The organism is Rhizobium sp. PRIMUS64, assembly GCF_023006465.1.
In the GTDB taxonomy this organism is placed as follows: domain Bacteria; phylum Pseudomonadota; class Alphaproteobacteria; order Rhizobiales; family Rhizobiaceae; genus Rhizobium; species Rhizobium leguminosarum.
In genome coordinates this window covers 234850-250552 of sequence record NZ_JALBGX010000001.1, presented here as the reverse complement: position 1 = coordinate 250552, position 15703 = coordinate 234850, and the positions used below count along the sequence as shown (strand labels likewise).

Here is a 15703-nt window from a genome sequence, read left to right as displayed (position 1 = left end):
TTGCTCGGTTGAATTGCGGGTTATTCGCTTTTCGCCGCCGTGTAGTAGCTGGCATAGGCGACGCCGTTATAGACTTCGCCCTTGAGCTTCGGGGATTGGACGTAGATCCGCTGGACGATTTGCGTGCGCGGGATGAAGTAGCCCTGATCGAGAATGTACTTCTGCAGTTCGTCGAGGAGCGGCTTGCGGCCTTCGATGGAACCGGCGCTGGCGATCTTGTCGCGGAGTTCGTTGAGCGTCTTGTCGCTCTCGTCGAGGGCGAACCAGTTCTCGCCGTTGTTGGCGTTCGTCAGGATACTGGCGACGGTGCCGGCGTCGATGAAGCTGCGCGTCACCTCATAGGCCGGCACTGCCGGACCGCCGTATTTGACCTTTTGGCCGAAGGTGACGACATCGTAGGCACGGATAGCGACTTTCCAGCCGATCTTGCCGAGTTGCTGGGCGATGAGTTCGTCGACCGATTTCGAGGTTGCGAGGTAGGGGTTGGAATGCAGCGTCAGCACGAGCGGCTGGCCGTTCTTGGTGCGGATGCCGTCTGCGCCCTTGACCCAACCCGCCTCGTCGAGAAGCTTCTCGGCCTTGTCGGGGTTGTAGGCCAAAAGCGCGCTTTGATCGGTCGCTCCCGGCACGTTGCTCTGGATGAAGGACGTCGCGAGCTTCCAGTCGGGTGTGTAGACGGTGTCGATGATCTCCTGGCGGTTGATGCCGGCCTGCAGGGCCTGGCGGACTTTCACGTCGTCATATGGTGCAAGCTTGGTGTTGATTGCCCAACCGTTCACGAAGCCGAGGTAGCGCGGTGTCGCGGTGGTGAATCCCTCTGCCTTCAAAGACTCCAGCTCCTGCGGCGAGGCGTTGTAGGCTACGTCGGCCTGGCCGGACTGGACAGCGGCCACGCGCAGCGAGGGCTCGGACACCAGCTTGTAGGTGATCGTGTCGAGATAGGCCGGACCGGTATGACCGACTGCCGCGGGCCCCCAGTTGTAGTCCTTGCGCTTGACCAGCTTGACGAAGTCGCCCTCCTTCCAGGAGTCGACCACGTAGGGGCCGCTGCCGGAGGTCTTACTGAGGTCGGCCTGCTGGGCGGCGGGCTGAGCGAGGGTCTTCGGGGAAATGAGGATCGAGCCGTGATAGCCGAGGGTCGGGATGAAACCGAGCGTCGGCGCCTTGAAGAAGACCTTCACTGTGGTCGCGTTCACCGCCTCGGCGTGGTCGTAGGTCTTCGGGAAGAGACCAATCGGGTTGATGCCTTCGCTCTTGCGGCCGGCGTACCAGATGTCGAGGTTGGCGACGACGGCCGACGCATCGAGCGCCGTGCCGTCGGAGAAAGTGACGCCGCTCTTCAGGTGCAGGGTGAACTCGGTGGCCTTGTCGTTCTGCTCCCAGCGTTCGGCGATCCAGGGGCTGACCTTGCCGTCAGCATCGACGTAAAGGAGCTTATCGGTCACATGGCCCCAGATGTGGCCCTGGAAGCTGGAAATGGCGCTGTTGTTCGGGATCCAGGTATCACCCAGCGAGTCAATCAGGAAGGTGATGTCACCGCCGTTGTGTGGGCTATCGGCACTCAGAGCCGGATTGAACTCAGCCGTTACCACCAAGGCGGCGATTGCCAACGCAGAGGTGGCGATCAGCAGACGCCGGGAAAGGGAGAACGGGGAAGAGCGTTCGATCATAATGCGGTCCTGTATTGTTTGCCAAGTAGATCACGACGCATAGCCTAAGCAGGGCAACAGGAGGGAGAAAGACCAGTTGTTCTTTTTCTACTAATTTTATGGATTATTTTGTTCGGTTTCTGGGTGTGTGAGGATCAGCTTTTCCGGGCGCAGTGCATCCTTCGCCGTGGTTGATGAAGCCGATCTACTGGTTGCTGGCCTTCGTGCTGGACCTCTCAGCCTCGTCTAAGAACGTCATCCCCTCGAATATCCGCACCGGAGGCAGTTCGCCGACGAACCGCTCTACCTCCACCCTGGTAAGCTGTCCGGTCGAGCCCTGGGCCAATTGCGAGGTTCCGACATCGCGGGTGAGGATGTTCGGATTGCCGTGGATGCACATGGCTTTGTCGGAGGCCGCATTGTCGGGTTCGAACCACGCACCCGTCGCAAGCTGCATCACGCTCTTTCGGACGTCCTCGCTGATCACCGCGGCTGCAAGGCAACTGCCGCGGGCGTTGAACAGCCTCACAATGTCGCCATCGGAAATGCCGCGTTCAGCCGCGTCAGCCGGGTTTATACGAACCGGTTCCCGCCCCTTTATCTTGGTGGAGCGGCTGAAATCGCCGTAGTCCAGCTGACTGTGCAGCCGCTGATGCGGCTGGTTGCAGACCAGATGGAGCGGGAAGCGGCTTTTATCGTCCTCCGCCTCCGCCCTTGGCGGATACCATCGCGGATGGCCGCGGCAGTCGTCGTAGCCGAAGCTCTCGATCGTCTGCGAAAAGATCTCGATTTTTCCGGATGGCGTTTGCAGCGGAGATGCAAACGGATCATGGCGAAAGGCACGCGCCGGTCCGCCATCGTCGGGTTTGAGCGGCAGGCGTATCTCTCCACGTTCCCAGAACGTCTCGAAGTCGGGAGCTTCGTGTCCACCGGCTACGAGCGCCTTGCGCGTTGTTTCGAAGAGGAAGGTTAGCCATTCCCGGCTGGTGCGGTTTTCGGTGAACTCTTCGAATTTGCCGAGACGGCGCGCGATCTCAGAGAAGATCTCATAATCGTCCCGTGCTTCGCCGACCGGCTCGATCAGCTTCTTCATGGCGACCATCAGCGGATCGCGGTCCGCCGCACCGATATCGTCACGCTCGAGCGTGGTCGTCGCCGGCAGCACGATATCGGCGTGGCGCGCAGACGACGTCCAGGCCGTCTCATGCACGATGATGGTCTCCGGTTTCTTGAATGCCGCCCGCAGCCTGTTGAGATCCTGATGGTGATGGAACGGGTTGCCTCCCGCCCAATAGACGAGGCGGATATCGGGATAACGCATCGCGTGGCCGTTGTAGTTGTACTCGTGGCCCGGATTGAGGAGCATGTCGGCGATGCGCGCGACGGGAATGAAATCCGACACGGCATTCTTGAATTGGCTGAACGTCGGCAGCGGGACGGCGAGCTGGTGTTTGCCGATGTTGCCCAACGCTCCAAGGGAATAGGAATAGCCGCCGCCATCCAGCCCAATCTGCCCGAGCATTGCGGCGAGCACGATGCCCATCCAGACCGGCTGCTCGCCATGGTCGGCACGCTGCAAGGAATGGCTGACGGTGATCAACGTCCTGGCGCGCGCCATGGAGAGCGCGAGGGTCTTGATGGTGTCGACGCCGATGCCGCAGATGTGGGACGCCCAATCCGGGCCCTTTTCGACACCATCGATCCGGCCAAGCAGGTAGTCTTCAAAACGTTCGTAGCCGACCGTATATCGGTCGAGAAATTGGCGATCGTGCAATCCCTCGCTGACGAGCACATGCGCGAGGCCGAGCATCAGCGCGATGTCGGTGCCGGGTAAGATGGGCAGCCATTCGGCATTCACCTCAGCAGGAAAATCGTCTTTCAGGGGGCTCACGAGGACAAAACGCGCACCTCGCGCGTGCGCGCCGTTCAGCGTCCGGGGCACGATATGCGCGCTGATGCCGCCGCCATGCACATCGGTGTTCTTGATCGCCATCCCGCCGAAGGCGACGACCAGCTCGCTGCTCCGTTCGATGGCATCCCAGGTGACGCTCTTGCGGTCGAAATGATCGTATGGTCCCAACACGTGCGGGAGGATGACCATTGCCGCACCGGAGCTGTAGGTGTTGACGGAACCGACGTAACCACCCAGCACGTTGAGAAACCGGTGGATCTGGCTTTGTGCATGGTGGAAGCGTCCGGCACTCGACCAGCCGTAGGATCCCCCGAACACGGCTTCCGGGCCAAAGTTTCCGTAAACGCGCTGCAGCTCTTTTGCGACGAGGTCGGCTGCGCGCGGCCAACTGACCTCGACATAGTCGTCCGACCCGCGATTCTGCGCGTGATCCGGCGCGCCTTCGAGCCAGCCGCGCCTGATCGCCGGCCGCCTGATGCGCATAGGGCTATGGGCGATCGCCGGAATGTTGCCCAGCAATGGCGACGGATGCGGATCGCCCGGATGAGGCCGGACCTCAAGACCTCCGTTTTCGTATCGGCCTGAAAATGCCCCCCAATGGGAACTGTGGGTCTTGAAGCTATTCATTTGACAGTATCCTCGGCGATCAAGCCGTTTTCAGAGTACAGCGCCGCGCGTCTTTTTAAGACGCGCCAAGGACGCTGTAACGCTTTGAAATGCTGCATAATTCCTTAAATCGATTCCGATTTAAGGAATTATGCAGTAGCCGGCGAAACATGGTCTGGAAGGACTTTGCCGGGATTCATGATGCCTTTCGGATCGATGGCATTTTTGATGACCGCCATGAGATCCACGGCATCTCCGTGTTCCTGACGCAAATATTTGATCTTGCCTGTGCCCACCCCATGTTCGCCCGTCGATGTGCCATCGACCGAAATCGCGTATTCCACCATCTTCTTGTTGATGGCGGCGACCTCGTCGAGTTCTGCCTGGCTCGTCGGATCGACGGCGAAGACAACATGGTAGTTGCCGTCGCCGACATGGCCGAGAATGGCGGCCGGCACGCTGCAGCTACGCAGCAGGTCGCGCGTGTCGAGAATGCAGGCACTGAGCTGCGATACCGGCACGCAGACGTCGGAAGACCAGCCCTTGGCATTCGCACGCTGGGAAACGACGGCATAAAACGCATTGTGACGCGCCTTCCACAGGCGGTTGCGTTCTTCCGGCGTATTGGCCCATTCGAAGTCCTTGCCGCCGTTGTCCCCGACGATGCCGGCGACCATCTCGACCTGTTCCTGCACGCTGGCCGGAGAGCCGTGGAACTCGAAGGCCAGTGTGTCCTCGATCTTCAAGGACAGGTTCGAATAAGCGTTGACGGCTTCAATCAGACCGCGGTCCATCAACTCCATCCGCGCGACCGGAATGCCGAGCTGCACGACTGCGATGGCCGCAGCAACCGCCTGTTCGACATTCTCGAACGAGCAAAGCGCGGCCGAGGTCGTTTCCGGAATGCCATAAAGCCGAAGCGTCACCTCGGTGATGATGCCGAGGGTCCCTTCGGAGCCCACGAACAGCCGCGTCAGATCGTATCCGGCCGACGACTTTCGTGCCCGCCCACCGGTTCGGATGATCTGACCGCTCGGCAGAACGACGGTTAGAGACAAGACGTTTTCGCGCATGGTTCCGTAGCGCACGGCATTCGTGCCTGATGCGCGGGTCGATGCCATACCGCCGATCGAGGCATTGGCGCCCGGATCGATCGGGAAGAACAGGCCCATGTCACGCAGATGAGCGTTCAACTGCTCGCGGGTCACGCCGGCCTCAACCGTGCAATCCAAATCCTCGGCGCTGATGCGGACGATCTGCGACATGCGGGAGAGATCGATGGAAACACCACCCCGTACCGCGCTCAGATGGCCCTCGAGGGAGGTACCGGCGCCGAATGCGATGACCGGCACGCCTTCGGCCGCGCAGAGCCGCACGGTTTCCGCTACGTCCTCCGTGTTTTCCGCAAAGACGATTGCATCCGGAATCGCGGCGATGTGGTGGGATTCACCGCGGCCATGCTGCTCCCGCAAGGGCTGCGATGTGGAGAAGCGGTCACCGAAACGGTCGTATAGCGCCTCGATAAGAGCAGGGGAGAGCGCGCTCACTTGTCCGCTCCGCGCGACATCGGTGTCGTGAAAGAGCCGTCAAGAATGACGTGGCCAGGATGATCGAGATGCGCCGCCAGCCATTCGGTGAAGACCAGGGAACCCGGCGAGCAAAGAGACATGAGAAACCCCGGAATTGCGATCTGAGGTTTGCGGCCCGGCTGCGTTCGCGCGGGCGCGCACCTCGACTTTACGACAGGATCAGGCGACCAGTTTTGCGCCCTTGAGATGACGTTCGAGGAAGGGCAGGCTGTCCTGCCCCCAGTAAAGCTCGTCCTCATAACGGAATGTCGGCAGCCCAAACACACCGGCGTCCTTGGCGGTCTTGTAATTGGCCTTCCATATCGACAACACGGCGTCGCTCTGGGCACGCTCATCCAGCGCTGCGCCATCGAAGCCCGCGGCATCCGCGATTGCGCGACGCACCTGTGCGTCACCGATATTTTCTCCGCGCAACCAGAAGGCCTCCTGCAGCGCTTTCGTCAGCTTGAGCCAGTCTTTGCCCGCATCGATGGCGGCAAGGATCATGAAACCCGCCGGCGTTGGATCCGACAAGGCCGCGCGATTTTCGAAGTTCAGCGTTTTGCCCCGGACGGCCGCCCAACGCTTGAGATCCTTCGTCCAATAAGCTCGACGGGCCTCCGGCCGGTTACGAGAATAGATGGCGCCGTTATCCTCAATCAGGGGGATGACATAGGGGCGGATCGTAGCGTTTTGTTCGGAAGCCAGTGCCGCGAACGCGTCCAGACCGATGAAAGCCCATGGCGAGCCAATGCCGAAGAAATAGTCGATGATCTTTGTCATATTATAGTGCTCTCAAGATGTCCGGTCGCGTAGGATTGCGGCGTCGAATACAGAAAGTGCGCAGTCTCGGGCGACGAGAACCGCTGTTGGATCACGTCCGACTGCCACCGTCGCAAGCGCGCCTTCATAGAGAAGCGATAGATGAGCAGCCGTCTGGTCGGGCCCTAATTCGGCTTTGGAGATAATGGCACGGAAGATGTCGCTCACGGCCTTCTTATGCGTTCGGGCGACGGACACGACGCGTTCTGAGTCGCCATGCTCGGCCACCGCAAGAGCAAATGCGCAGCCCCGGAACTCCGGGCTGTCGGCCTTTTCATACAGGCGCTCGAAAATAACTCTCACCTGGTCTCTCGGAGCAGCCGTCGCGTCCAGGGCCTCCTGCAAGGAGCGAACAACACGTTCGTGGCGATCCTGGAGATAGGCCGCAACAAGATGATCCTTGGACGGGAAGTGTCGATATAGCGTTGCCTTTGCAACTTTCGCTTCTTCGATAATGCGATCTATCCCAACAGCCCGAATACCTTCGCTATAAAATAGCCCGCCGGCTGCGGCGAGGATCTGATCTGATATGGGTTCTCTCATTGGATCGCTTCAGGTTGGTGGTTGCATCGTTGAACAATTAGACGGCGACAATCAGTTCGTTGCGGCGAGATCGGTGTTGCTCGCCCGATAGGGCCTGTCGACAAGTGATTGAATCGCGTCAAGCGCCAGTGCTTTGGTGAAGCCGCCTTGATGCTCCAATCTGCCAGCAAGATTCTGGACAACCTCATTGTAGGGTGTCGGAATATTGTGCAAACGACCCAGCAAGACGATTTCGCCGTTGAGAAAATCGACTTCACTCGAAGCGCCTCTGGTAAAACTCTGCCAGGTCGATTGTTGACCGGGATGGATGCCACTGTCCTGAGCTATACGCCACCCTGAAAGATCTGTGGTCCGTTCAGAGGGTGAGGCGAGGTTATAACCGGCAGCCTCGAGAGCCTGGCGAGCTTCATTGACCAGCGCCTCGGCGATGGAGACGCGGAGATCCTCGGCCCCAACGAACAATTCCAAGACGTTTCTGACGTTGTGAAGAAGTTTGGCTGATTTCCAACGGCGGATATCATTGCTGGTTTCCGCCAGATAATTAGCGCGGGTGAGGTCCGCCGCAATCTGCTCGGCTGTTTCATCAGAACCCGACGGGAAACGCCCTATGGTGACCACGCCGACCTGCGGATCACCCGCCACTGCAACGGAGCCGGTTTCGGTAAACCGTGCTGGCGTCAGAATACTAGCTCCGTAAACCCTGGCGAAAGTTCTGAGCGCAATCGCTTCTGTCGCCAAGCCATTTTGAAAGGTGACGACGGGGAGACTGGCAGCCGTTGCACCTCCCGAATCCGACACAGGACGCCATGACCAGGAGGCCAGGGAGCTTGCCGCGTCCTGAGTTTTGACCGTCAACATCAGGATATCATCGAGGGTCAATTTGGGCGGGTCGCTGAGGTCGAAAGCGTTAAGCCCGGTCTGTCGCTTGCCAGAGGGACGTTGGTAGCTCAAACCATACCTCTTTATATGGCCGATCTGTGCGCCACGTCCGACGAGCGCATATGTGATGCCGGAAAGTTCGAACTGCGCAGCGAGGCTCGCACCAACCGCGCCTGCCCCCACGATAACGTATCGTGTCATCTCTCTTCCCAAATCTGATTTATGACCAAGGCGGACTAGCGTGTGGCGTCAGCGAGAAGGTCGACAAGCCCACGTTTGAAACATAGGCATGTAAATGGGCCGAAGAAAGACAGGTCGTTCTCTTTCTACTGATTTCGTAGAAAATAGTTTGGAATTTGGACGTTTTACGGCCACCTTAATCTCCGCCGGCCATGGATCAAATAAGAAGCAAATTCTGGAAAATGCCTTCGGTAGATCCTGTAACGAGGGCGACTTTACCTGAAAGGTTGATGTTCAACTTGCTTCTCCTGGAAGGTTGGCCGGGCGGCGCATTCATCGCGCCGCCATCAGCTTGTGGACGGAGCCGGCGTTTCAGACCCGGTGATGCCGATGCTCGTCGGGCCGCGCCGGAGCGGCTTACGCCGCCGCGTTCAGGGTATTGAAGGCGGCCCGGTGCGAGGTGACGAAGTCCTGAACGGTCATCGGCGGCACGCCTGTCACTTCGGCGATGATCTTGTCGGCGCCCGAGAAGATGCCATTCTGGTAATCGAGGGCGATCGCGCAGAAATGCTGGATCAGAAATTCCGGCAGGCCGAACTTTTCCAGGCGATCGCGATAGGCGGGGATGGTCAGCGGCTGGTAGCTGATCTTGCGGCCGAGCACCTCGCTGATGGCCGCGGCGATGCCCGGCTGGTCAAGCTCGGTCGACCCATGAAGCGTGTAGGTCTTGCCGATATGGGCGGCCGGATCGGCCAGCAGCGAGGCGATCAGGCGGGCCTGGTCCTCGGCGGCGATCGGCGCATGACGGCCAGCGCCGTAGGGCAGATCAATGATGCTCTGCTCGACGATCGTCTTGCGTGCAAACGGGTAGAGCAGCCATTGCGAGAAGAAGGTCGGCCGCAGGTGGATGGTGGGAACACCCGACCAGTCGAAGACCCGCTCGGCGATCCAGTGATCGCGCGCCGCATGGCTCTTGGAGTCCTCGCGCGCGGAGATCTGCGACATGTTGATTACGGCCTTCAGCCCGGCGCGCCTGGCCGCATCGGCGAAATATGCCGTCGTCTGGATGATGCCGGGACGGACCGGATAGCAGAAATAGGCGGCAGTGGTGCCGGCGGCAGCGCGGATAACGTCGTCATGCTCGAAGAGGTCGCCAACCACGACCTCGGCGCCTTCGCTGCGAAGCGCGTCGGCGCGCTCGTCTTGCCTGTGGACCATTGCGCGGACGGAGTGGCCTTTTTCGAGCAGGCGTTGGACGGTGTAGCGGCCGGTCTCACCGGTTGCGCCGGTAACGAGGAACTTGTCAGTCATTTCTATCTCCTTGTGTTTGGCTGCATCATAAAGTGTGTAATTACACAGTTTTGGGTAAAAAGGGGAGCTACCCGCCGAGGTTCAGCTCCAGGATTTCATCGCGCATGCGCACGGCGCGGTCCTGTCCGACCTCCCGCTCAAACGCGGCCTGGGCGTTTTCCCAAAGGGGGACAGCCTCCGCCACCTTTGCGACGCCGGAGGGGGAGAGGGTGACATCGAAGGCGCGGCCGCTGTCGGCTCTCCCGGCGACAACCCATCCGGCTGCCTGCAGCGGCTTCAGCGCGCGGACGAGCGTCGTACGCTCCATGCTCAGCATATGGGCCAGACTGGTGATCTTGAGGCTCTGGTAGGCTTCTAGCAGCGACAGGATGGAGAACTGCGAGACCGACAGTCCGGCAGGCGCCAGATGATTGTCGTAAAGACGGCTCAGATGGCGCGCGTTCTGGCGGGCGGCGAGGGCGTAACAGAGATGGGGACCAGTGGGTGTCGGCATGGGGCACATCTAAATGTGCAATTGCACAGTGTCAAGCGCGAATCTCGGCGTTCGACGGACAAAGTAGAATGCTCGCCACATCCCGATTCCAAGGCTCATTGCTTGACGTGCAATTACACACTATATCCCGCAAGGTCGATGTTGAGTTTGGATCGCGCTCACGCGGCCACCCCAGAAATCACGCCTTCCGGAGAAACGTCATGACGGGCAGCAACGGAGAAAAGCACCCATTCCTCGATGATCTTGCCGATGACGCCGAACTGAGAGGGACGGTCCTGCGCCGTCCGGTTTCCGGCCGTGACAATATCAAGCGCCTGGTCGAGGCCGTCGGCACGCTCTATGCCTCGCAGACGCCGACCTTCTATGGGGCGATCGATCAGCGCCATTTCCTGCAATACAAGGCAACACTTCGCACCGGCCTCGATCTGGAAGCGGTAGGTGTCATCGAGCGCGACGAGACCGGGCTCGTTCGGCGCGTGACGATGACGTTTTTGCCTTTGGACGCTGCGCTGTCGCTGTCGGCAGGACTGGGCGGCATTGTCGGGGAGGAGTTTGGTGACGATCTCTTTTACGACGCGTCGGTCAACGAGATCACGGCGTCCTGATTGCCAGACTCGCATACGATCGCGCGCAATGGCGCCGGAGGCTGGGCTACAGCCAGCCCCCGGCCTTTTCCACGCCATCAGCCGCGAAGGAACGCCAGCAGATCGGCGTTCAATCGGTCCTTGTCGACATGCAGCAGCCCATGGGAGCCGCCTTCGTAGACAATGAGCTTGGCATGTGGAACGAGCCCGGCGGTCAGTTTCGCGGAGATTTCCAGCGGGACGATCTGGTCGTCGCTGCCGTGGACCACCAGCGCGGGAACGGTGATCTTCTTGAGGTCGTCGCGGAAATCGGTTTCGGAGAAGGCGCCAAGCGCGTGATAGGCGGCAAGAAACCCGGTTGCCTGTCCCTGACGCCAGTAGCTCTCCCTAAGACCTTCCGAGACGTGCGAGCCCGGACGGTTGAAGCTGTAGTACGGCATGGTGACGTCGAGATTCCACTGCGACCGGTTTGCCTGCACAGCGGCGCGGAACGTATCGAACAGCTCCTTTGGCGCTCCGTTTGGATTGGTCGCGGTCTTGAGCAGGAAGGGTGTCACCGAGGAGACGAAGGCGACCTTGGCGACGCGGCTCTGGCCGTGACGCGCGACATAACGCGCGACCTCGCCACCGCCCATCGAGTGGCCGACGAACGTTGCCTCGCGCAGATCGAGCGCTTCGACCAGTTGCGCCAGGTCGTCGGCGAAGGTGTCGTAGTCGTAACCGCCGGACGGCTGGCTCGACCGGCCAAAGCCCCGACGGTCATGGGCGATGACGCGATAGCCGTTCTGCAACAGGAAGAACATCTGGTCCTCCCAGGCGTCGGACGAGAGCGGATAGCCATGGCTAAATACCACGGCCGGACCGGTGCCCCAGTCCTTGAAGTAGAGGTCGGTGCCGTCTTTCGTGACCAGGCGGTCGCCTGTGAGCTTCCCGGCATGGACTGACGCGGGCGTTTTTGCTGCCGCCAAGTTCGCACTGGCACCGGCCGCCGCCAGTCCGACGCCGGCGATGGCAGCCCCTTTCAGCAGGTTGCGCCGGGAAGCGCTGTCGGGTGTTGAGATCGTAGACATGAGGAAACTCCGTGAGATTATGCCGCCTGGGCGGCGCGAGTGGGTAATGTGGTTGGACGTATCGGCGCGATGTTCAGGCCGGGTGCGGGGATCAGAAGCCGAGCCTGCGCAGATCCTCCGCGACGAACATCTGGCCGCTGCGATTCTTGACGCTCGGCAGCTCGGAGACTTTTGCGCGCCAGGACTTCAGCGCGGAATGATCTTCAGGGATGGCAATGCCGGCGGCGTCGGCAAACATCAGCCCGGCAAACACCGTGATGTCGGCCATCGAGAATGCATCGCCGGCGACGAACGACTGGTCCTGCAACAATCTGTCGAAATATGTCATGCCGGCGAGCGCCTTGTCGCGCTGGCGGTTACCCCAGTCCTGGCGGCCAGCCCATTCCGGGCTCTTGAACACTTGTAGCTCGGCGCCGAGGCCGGGCGTCGCGTGGTGGAAATAGTTGCCGACCGCATCGAGCAGCTCGGTCTCGGCCCGCTTCTGCATCATGTGGATGACGGCCTTTTCCTTTGGCGTCTTGCCGGTGAGCCGCGGATCGCCGTCGAGATTGTCGAGGTATTCGGTGATGGCAGTGGCCTCCGCGATGTAGGTGCCGTCCTCGAGCTGGAGCACCGGCAGCACGCCCGAGGGGTTCTTTTGGAGGAAGGCGGGTTGCTTGTGTTCGGCACCGATAAGATCGACGGAAACAAACTCGACCTGCGGTTCGAGATCCTTCTCGGCGAGCACGATGCGGATGCGGGCCGGATTGGGAAACCCGGGGCGATCGAAGATTTTCATGGGAGACTCCTTTATCTGTCTATCGATAGATAGATTACAGTCGTCGTTTATCCCTTCCCTTTTCCGGCGTCAACAACTATCTATCGAGTGATAGGTAAGGATCGATGATGGCCAAAACCAAAACGGATATGCGCGAGGCGGTCATGAGCGCCGCAAGAGCGACGGTGCAAGCGCACGGCTATAATGCGCTTAGCTTTCGTGAGCTCGCGAAAGAAGTGGGGATCAAGAGTGCCAGCGTGCACTACCACTTCCCGACCAAGGGCGCCCTCGGCGCTGCATTGGCGCGCCGCTACACCGAGGACGGAGCAGCCTATCTGACGGAGCTGCTGGCGACGTCCGAAAACGCGACCTGGTGCATGGACAGATATACTGAGATCTTTCGCTCAGCTCTGGCAAACGACAATCGCATGTGCCTGTGCGGAATCATGAGTGCCGAACTTGACGACCTTCCCACGGAGGTTCGGACCGAGGTCGATAAATTCGCCGCTATGAATGTCGGGTGGCTATCCAAGGTGCTTTCGCGGGCCAAGCCTTCCGCAAGCGACCAAGACCTGCAGGAGCACGCGATGGCGATCTTCGCAGCCATCGAGGGGGCCCAGCTGGTCGCGCGGGGCTGCCAGGACATCGGCATCTATGACCGGACGATCCGGGCTTACCGAGCGACAGATCTCTTCCCGTAATTGGCCGGCGGCTCCAATGGGAGTGGAAGTTGCTCAAGTGAGGGCGATGTGGCGCGCCGGATAGGTCGGCCGGCGGACTTGAGCAAAATACCACACTTCAGCGGCATCTGCGGTCGAAATACCCCTCCTACTCAGTCAGTTGATACTGCTGGCCGCGGGCGTGGTTCAAAATCAGCAGCAATACGGGATCGTCGGGTCCATCCCCGTCAAGACCGGCAGGTAGGCCGTCGTCTCGGTGCGCACTTGGTCTCGCGCGCGGCAGAACCGCCTCTGTTTGGCAGCCGCACAGAACGTTACGAGGCCTCGATTCTACCTGCAACCTGTTCGGGAGTGTTGAAGACGTGGATTTATAGATTTAAAGATGACTAAAATAATCATCTTATGTTGACAAGGCCAATTTCGCTCCATAGGTTCCGCCCGCATCCGTGGCGTAGGGACCAAGCAATGGCACGTGTTTTTTTGAATGTTTCTAATAATGTATCGCGAATTTATAGAGATAGCCTATTTGTCACGACAGCGATCGTCCTGATCGGCATTGCGGCATCGCCGGCTGCGGCCCAAAGCGCCACCGATGCCAGTGCGACAGCGCTGGAGCCGATCGTCATTCAAGGCGGCGCAGCCTCTGATAGCAAGGCTGACCGGACGTCCGTTGCCGCTAAGAACAGCTCGGCTGCGACCAAGATCAACACGCCGCTCGTCGAGACGCCACGTTCGATCTCTGTCACCACCGAAAAGGAAATCGAGCAGCGTGGCGCCCAGAGCATCATCGAGGCCGTGCGCTATTCGGCCGGCGTGACGACCGGACCGAACGGCTTCGACCCGCGCTTCGATCAGATCTTCATTCGCGGCTTCAACATCACGACGGTCGGCGACTATCGGGACAGCCTGCGGCAGCCCTATATCAATTACGGCATGTTCCGCACCGATCCCTATCAGCTGCAACGCGTCGAGGTGATCAAGGGACCGGTATCCGTTCTCTACGGCTCGGGATCGCCGGGCGGCCTCGTCAACAAGATATCGAAGCTTCCGACCGAAGAGCCGATCCACGAAGTCGGCATCTCCTACAGCACCAAGGATCGGGCTCAGGCGATGTTCGATTTCGGCGGACCGATCAGCGAGGGGAACGACGACTTCCTTTATCGCATCGTCGGCCTTGCGCGCCACGGCGACAACAATTTCGATATTGCCGACGATCGCTATTTCCTGGCACCATCCTTCACCTGGAAGCCCGACGAAGGCACGTCCTTCACGCTGTACGGCCTGGCGCAGTCCGACGAGACCGATGCCAATGTCGGCGCGATCACGACCGTCGACGGCAAAATTCTCGACATAAGGCAGAGCGATCCCGACTATGACTACCAGAAGGTCAAGCAGCAGCAGATCGGCTATCAGTTCGAGCACGAATTCGACAACGGCCTGACGTTCCGCCAGAACCTGCGCTATTCGCATCTCGATCTCAGGGCGCGTTACCTCGGCGTTTCCAGCTGGACCGGGACTGTCGCTCATCGTAACGCGAGTTCGATCCGCGACGAGATGAACGTCTTCCAGGTCGACAACCAGCTCGAGGCGAAGTTCGATACGGGCCCGCTTGCCCATACGATGCTGTTCGGCCTCGATTACACCAATCTCCAGTCGAACTGGGGCTACGGCATCGGGGCGGTGAACTCGGCCTTCGATTTCGATATCGCCAATCCGACCTATGGTGTTTCGGGCGCCACGCCGGACTATAACTTCATCGTTGCCGATGCCGATATGCGCCAAGTCGGCGTTTACGCCCTTGACCAGATCGAGGCTGGAAACTGGCGTTTCAACCTCGGCGGTCGCCAGACCTGGGTGAACCAGACGCGTGACACGACCTATCCCTCCTTCGGCTTGAACGACTCGGAAGACGTCAACAAGAACGCCTTCTCCTGGCAAGCCGGTGCGCTTTACCTCTTCGACAACGGCATTGCACCCTTCGTCTCCTATGCGACCTCGTTCGACCCGGTCACCAACCGGTCGGCATCCGGCAAGATCCTGGAGCCGACCGAGGGCGAACAGTACGAACTCGGCGTGAAGTACCAGCCGCCGGGCACCGACATCCTGCTGTCGGCGGTCGCCTATCACATCGTCGAAAAGAACAAGCCGGTGCTGGTCAATCCGCTGACCCTTGCCTACGACTCGCTTGGCGAAGTGACGGGAAAGGGCATCGAGCTTGAAGCGCGCGCGGCAATCGCCGACGGCCTCGATATCATTGCGGCCTACACCTACAACCATTCCGAGGTGACCGCAGGCGACAATGAGGGCAACACGCCGGCCTTCACGCCCGCGCATGTCGCAAGCCTCTGGGCCAACTATACTTTCCAGGAAACCAATCCGTTCAACGGCCTGTCGGTCGGCGCGGGCGTCCGTTATGTCAGCGAGAATTGGACGGATACCGCCAATACCTCGAAGAACCCGTCGAGCTTCTATGTCGATGCATCTGCCGCTTATGATTTCGGCGCGATCGACAAGAACTACGAGGGCCTGACGGCTGCCTTCAATATCCGCAACATTGCCGATCAGCGCGACACCGTGTGCAACGAGGGCTTCTGCTATCTCGGCCAAGGCCGCAACATGACGGCGACCCTGAAGTATCGGTGGTAATAG

14 protein-coding genes are annotated in these 15703 nt (G+C 60.0%); 3 read left to right on the top strand and 11 right to left on the bottom strand.

All coding sequences use genetic code 11. The features are described 5' to 3' along the window. Positions 1–20: 20 nt before the first annotated feature. From MOV76_RS01155 to MOV76_RS01120, 9 genes are all read right to left on the bottom strand, one after another. Positions 21–1670, bottom strand: a complete 1650-nt coding sequence (locus MOV76_RS01155; protein WP_247263602.1) for an ABC transporter substrate-binding protein — start codon at positions 1668–1670, stop codon at positions 21–23. Positions 1671–1854: 184 nt separating this feature from the next. Beyond that, positions 1855–4188 (bottom strand): molybdopterin guanine dinucleotide-containing S/N-oxide reductase, encoded by a 2334-nt coding sequence (locus tag MOV76_RS01150; protein WP_247263601.1) that lies wholly within the window; start codon positions 4186–4188, stop codon positions 1855–1857. Between the two features lie 128 nt (positions 4189–4316). Next, a complete protein-coding gene (locus MOV76_RS01145; RefSeq protein ID WP_247263600.1) occupies positions 4317–5714 on the bottom strand; it encodes an FAD-binding oxidoreductase in 1398 nt (465 codons plus the stop codon). Continuing rightward, the gene (locus tag MOV76_RS39790; protein ID WP_018245542.1) at positions 5711–5836 is read right to left on the bottom strand and encodes a hypothetical protein; all 126 of its coding nucleotides are present in this window, start codon (positions 5834–5836) and stop codon (positions 5711–5713) included. The genes MOV76_RS01145 and MOV76_RS39790 overlap by 4 nt, the downstream gene beginning before the upstream one ends. A gap of 79 nt (positions 5837–5915) precedes the next feature. Continuing rightward, positions 5916–6518, bottom strand: coding sequence for a 2-hydroxychromene-2-carboxylate isomerase (locus MOV76_RS01140; protein WP_018245543.1), 603 nt, complete (start codon positions 6516–6518; stop codon positions 5916–5918). 12 nt (positions 6519–6530) lie between these two features. Next, positions 6531–7100, bottom strand: a complete 570-nt coding sequence (locus MOV76_RS01135; RefSeq protein WP_182565194.1) for a TetR/AcrR family transcriptional regulator — start codon at positions 7098–7100, stop codon at positions 6531–6533. A 51-nt stretch (positions 7101–7151) separates the two neighbouring features. After that, complete coding sequence (locus MOV76_RS01130) at positions 7152–8180, bottom strand: ketopantoate reductase family protein (RefSeq protein WP_018516834.1); 1029 nt, start codon at positions 8178–8180, stop codon at positions 7152–7154. 396 nt (positions 8181–8576) lie between these two features. Then, a complete protein-coding gene (locus tag MOV76_RS01125) occupies positions 8577–9470 on the bottom strand; it encodes an NmrA family NAD(P)-binding protein (RefSeq protein WP_247263599.1) in 894 nt (297 codons plus the stop codon). A 67-nt stretch (positions 9471–9537) separates the two neighbouring features. After that, the gene (locus MOV76_RS01120) at positions 9538–9963 is read right to left on the bottom strand and encodes a MarR family winged helix-turn-helix transcriptional regulator (RefSeq protein WP_018516832.1); all 426 of its coding nucleotides are present in this window, start codon (positions 9961–9963) and stop codon (positions 9538–9540) included. A gap of 200 nt (positions 9964–10163) precedes the next feature. Between MOV76_RS01120 and MOV76_RS01115 the strand changes: the two genes are divergently transcribed. After that, positions 10164–10568 carry a hypothetical protein gene (locus MOV76_RS01115; RefSeq protein ID WP_018516831.1) on the top strand — a complete coding sequence of 135 codons (405 nt, stop codon included), beginning with the start codon at positions 10164–10166 and terminating at the stop codon, positions 10566–10568. Between the two features lie 77 nt (positions 10569–10645). Here MOV76_RS01115 and MOV76_RS01110 read toward each other — a convergent pair whose 3' ends face one another. After that, a complete protein-coding gene (locus MOV76_RS01110; protein ID WP_018245549.1) occupies positions 10646–11617 on the bottom strand; it encodes an alpha/beta fold hydrolase in 972 nt (323 codons plus the stop codon). A gap of 91 nt (positions 11618–11708) precedes the next feature. After that, on the bottom strand, positions 11709–12395 hold the full coding sequence (locus MOV76_RS01105; protein ID WP_018245550.1) for a glutathione S-transferase family protein: 687 nt from the start codon (positions 12393–12395) through the stop codon (positions 11709–11711). A 104-nt stretch (positions 12396–12499) separates the two neighbouring features. Between MOV76_RS01105 and MOV76_RS01100 the strand changes: the two genes are divergently transcribed. Then, entirely contained in the window at positions 12500–13075 is a 576-nt protein-coding gene (locus tag MOV76_RS01100) for a TetR/AcrR family transcriptional regulator (protein WP_182565187.1), read from the top strand. A gap of 444 nt (positions 13076–13519) precedes the next feature. Next, complete coding sequence (locus MOV76_RS01095) at positions 13520–15700, top strand: TonB-dependent siderophore receptor (RefSeq protein ID WP_193444906.1); 2181 nt, start codon at positions 13520–13522, stop codon at positions 15698–15700. The last annotated feature ends 3 nt before the right edge of the window (positions 15701–15703 follow it).

Bases quoted from the DNA above. Each gene is read 5' to 3' on its own strand.
- MOV76_RS01150 (WP_247263601.1), bottom strand. From the start codon at position 4,188: ATGAATAGCTTCAAGACCCACAGTTCCCATTGGGGGGCATTTTCAGGC.
- MOV76_RS39790 (WP_018245542.1), bottom strand. From the start codon at position 5,836: ATGTCTCTTTGCTCGCCGGGTTCCCTGGTCTTCACCGAATGGCTGGCG.
- MOV76_RS01125 (WP_247263599.1), bottom strand. From the start codon at position 9,470: ATGACTGACAAGTTCCTCGTTACCGGCGCAACCGGTGAGACCGGCCGC.
- MOV76_RS01155 (WP_247263602.1), bottom strand. From the start codon at position 1,670: ATGATCGAACGCTCTTCCCCGTTCTCCCTTTCCCGGCGTCTGCTGATC.
- MOV76_RS01135 (WP_182565194.1), bottom strand. From the start codon at position 7,100: ATGAGAGAACCCATATCAGATCAGATCCTCGCCGCAGCCGGCGGGCTA.
- MOV76_RS01130 (WP_018516834.1), bottom strand. From the start codon at position 8,180: ATGACACGATACGTTATCGTGGGGGCAGGCGCGGTTGGTGCGAGCCTC.
- MOV76_RS01120 (WP_018516832.1), bottom strand. From the start codon at position 9,963: ATGCCGACACCCACTGGTCCCCATCTCTGTTACGCCCTCGCCGCCCGC.
- MOV76_RS01140 (WP_018245543.1), bottom strand. From the start codon at position 6,518: ATGACAAAGATCATCGACTATTTCTTCGGCATTGGCTCGCCATGGGCT.
- MOV76_RS01095 (WP_193444906.1), top strand. From the start codon at position 13,520: ATGGCACGTGTTTTTTTGAATGTTTCTAATAATGTATCGCGAATTTAT.
- MOV76_RS01115 (WP_018516831.1), top strand. From the start codon at position 10,164: ATGACGGGCAGCAACGGAGAAAAGCACCCATTCCTCGATGATCTTGCC.
- MOV76_RS01105 (WP_018245550.1), bottom strand. From the start codon at position 12,395: ATGAAAATCTTCGATCGCCCCGGGTTTCCCAATCCGGCCCGCATCCGC.
- MOV76_RS01110 (WP_018245549.1), bottom strand. From the start codon at position 11,617: ATGTCTACGATCTCAACACCCGACAGCGCTTCCCGGCGCAACCTGCTG.
- MOV76_RS01100 (WP_182565187.1), top strand. From the start codon at position 12,500: ATGATGGCCAAAACCAAAACGGATATGCGCGAGGCGGTCATGAGCGCC.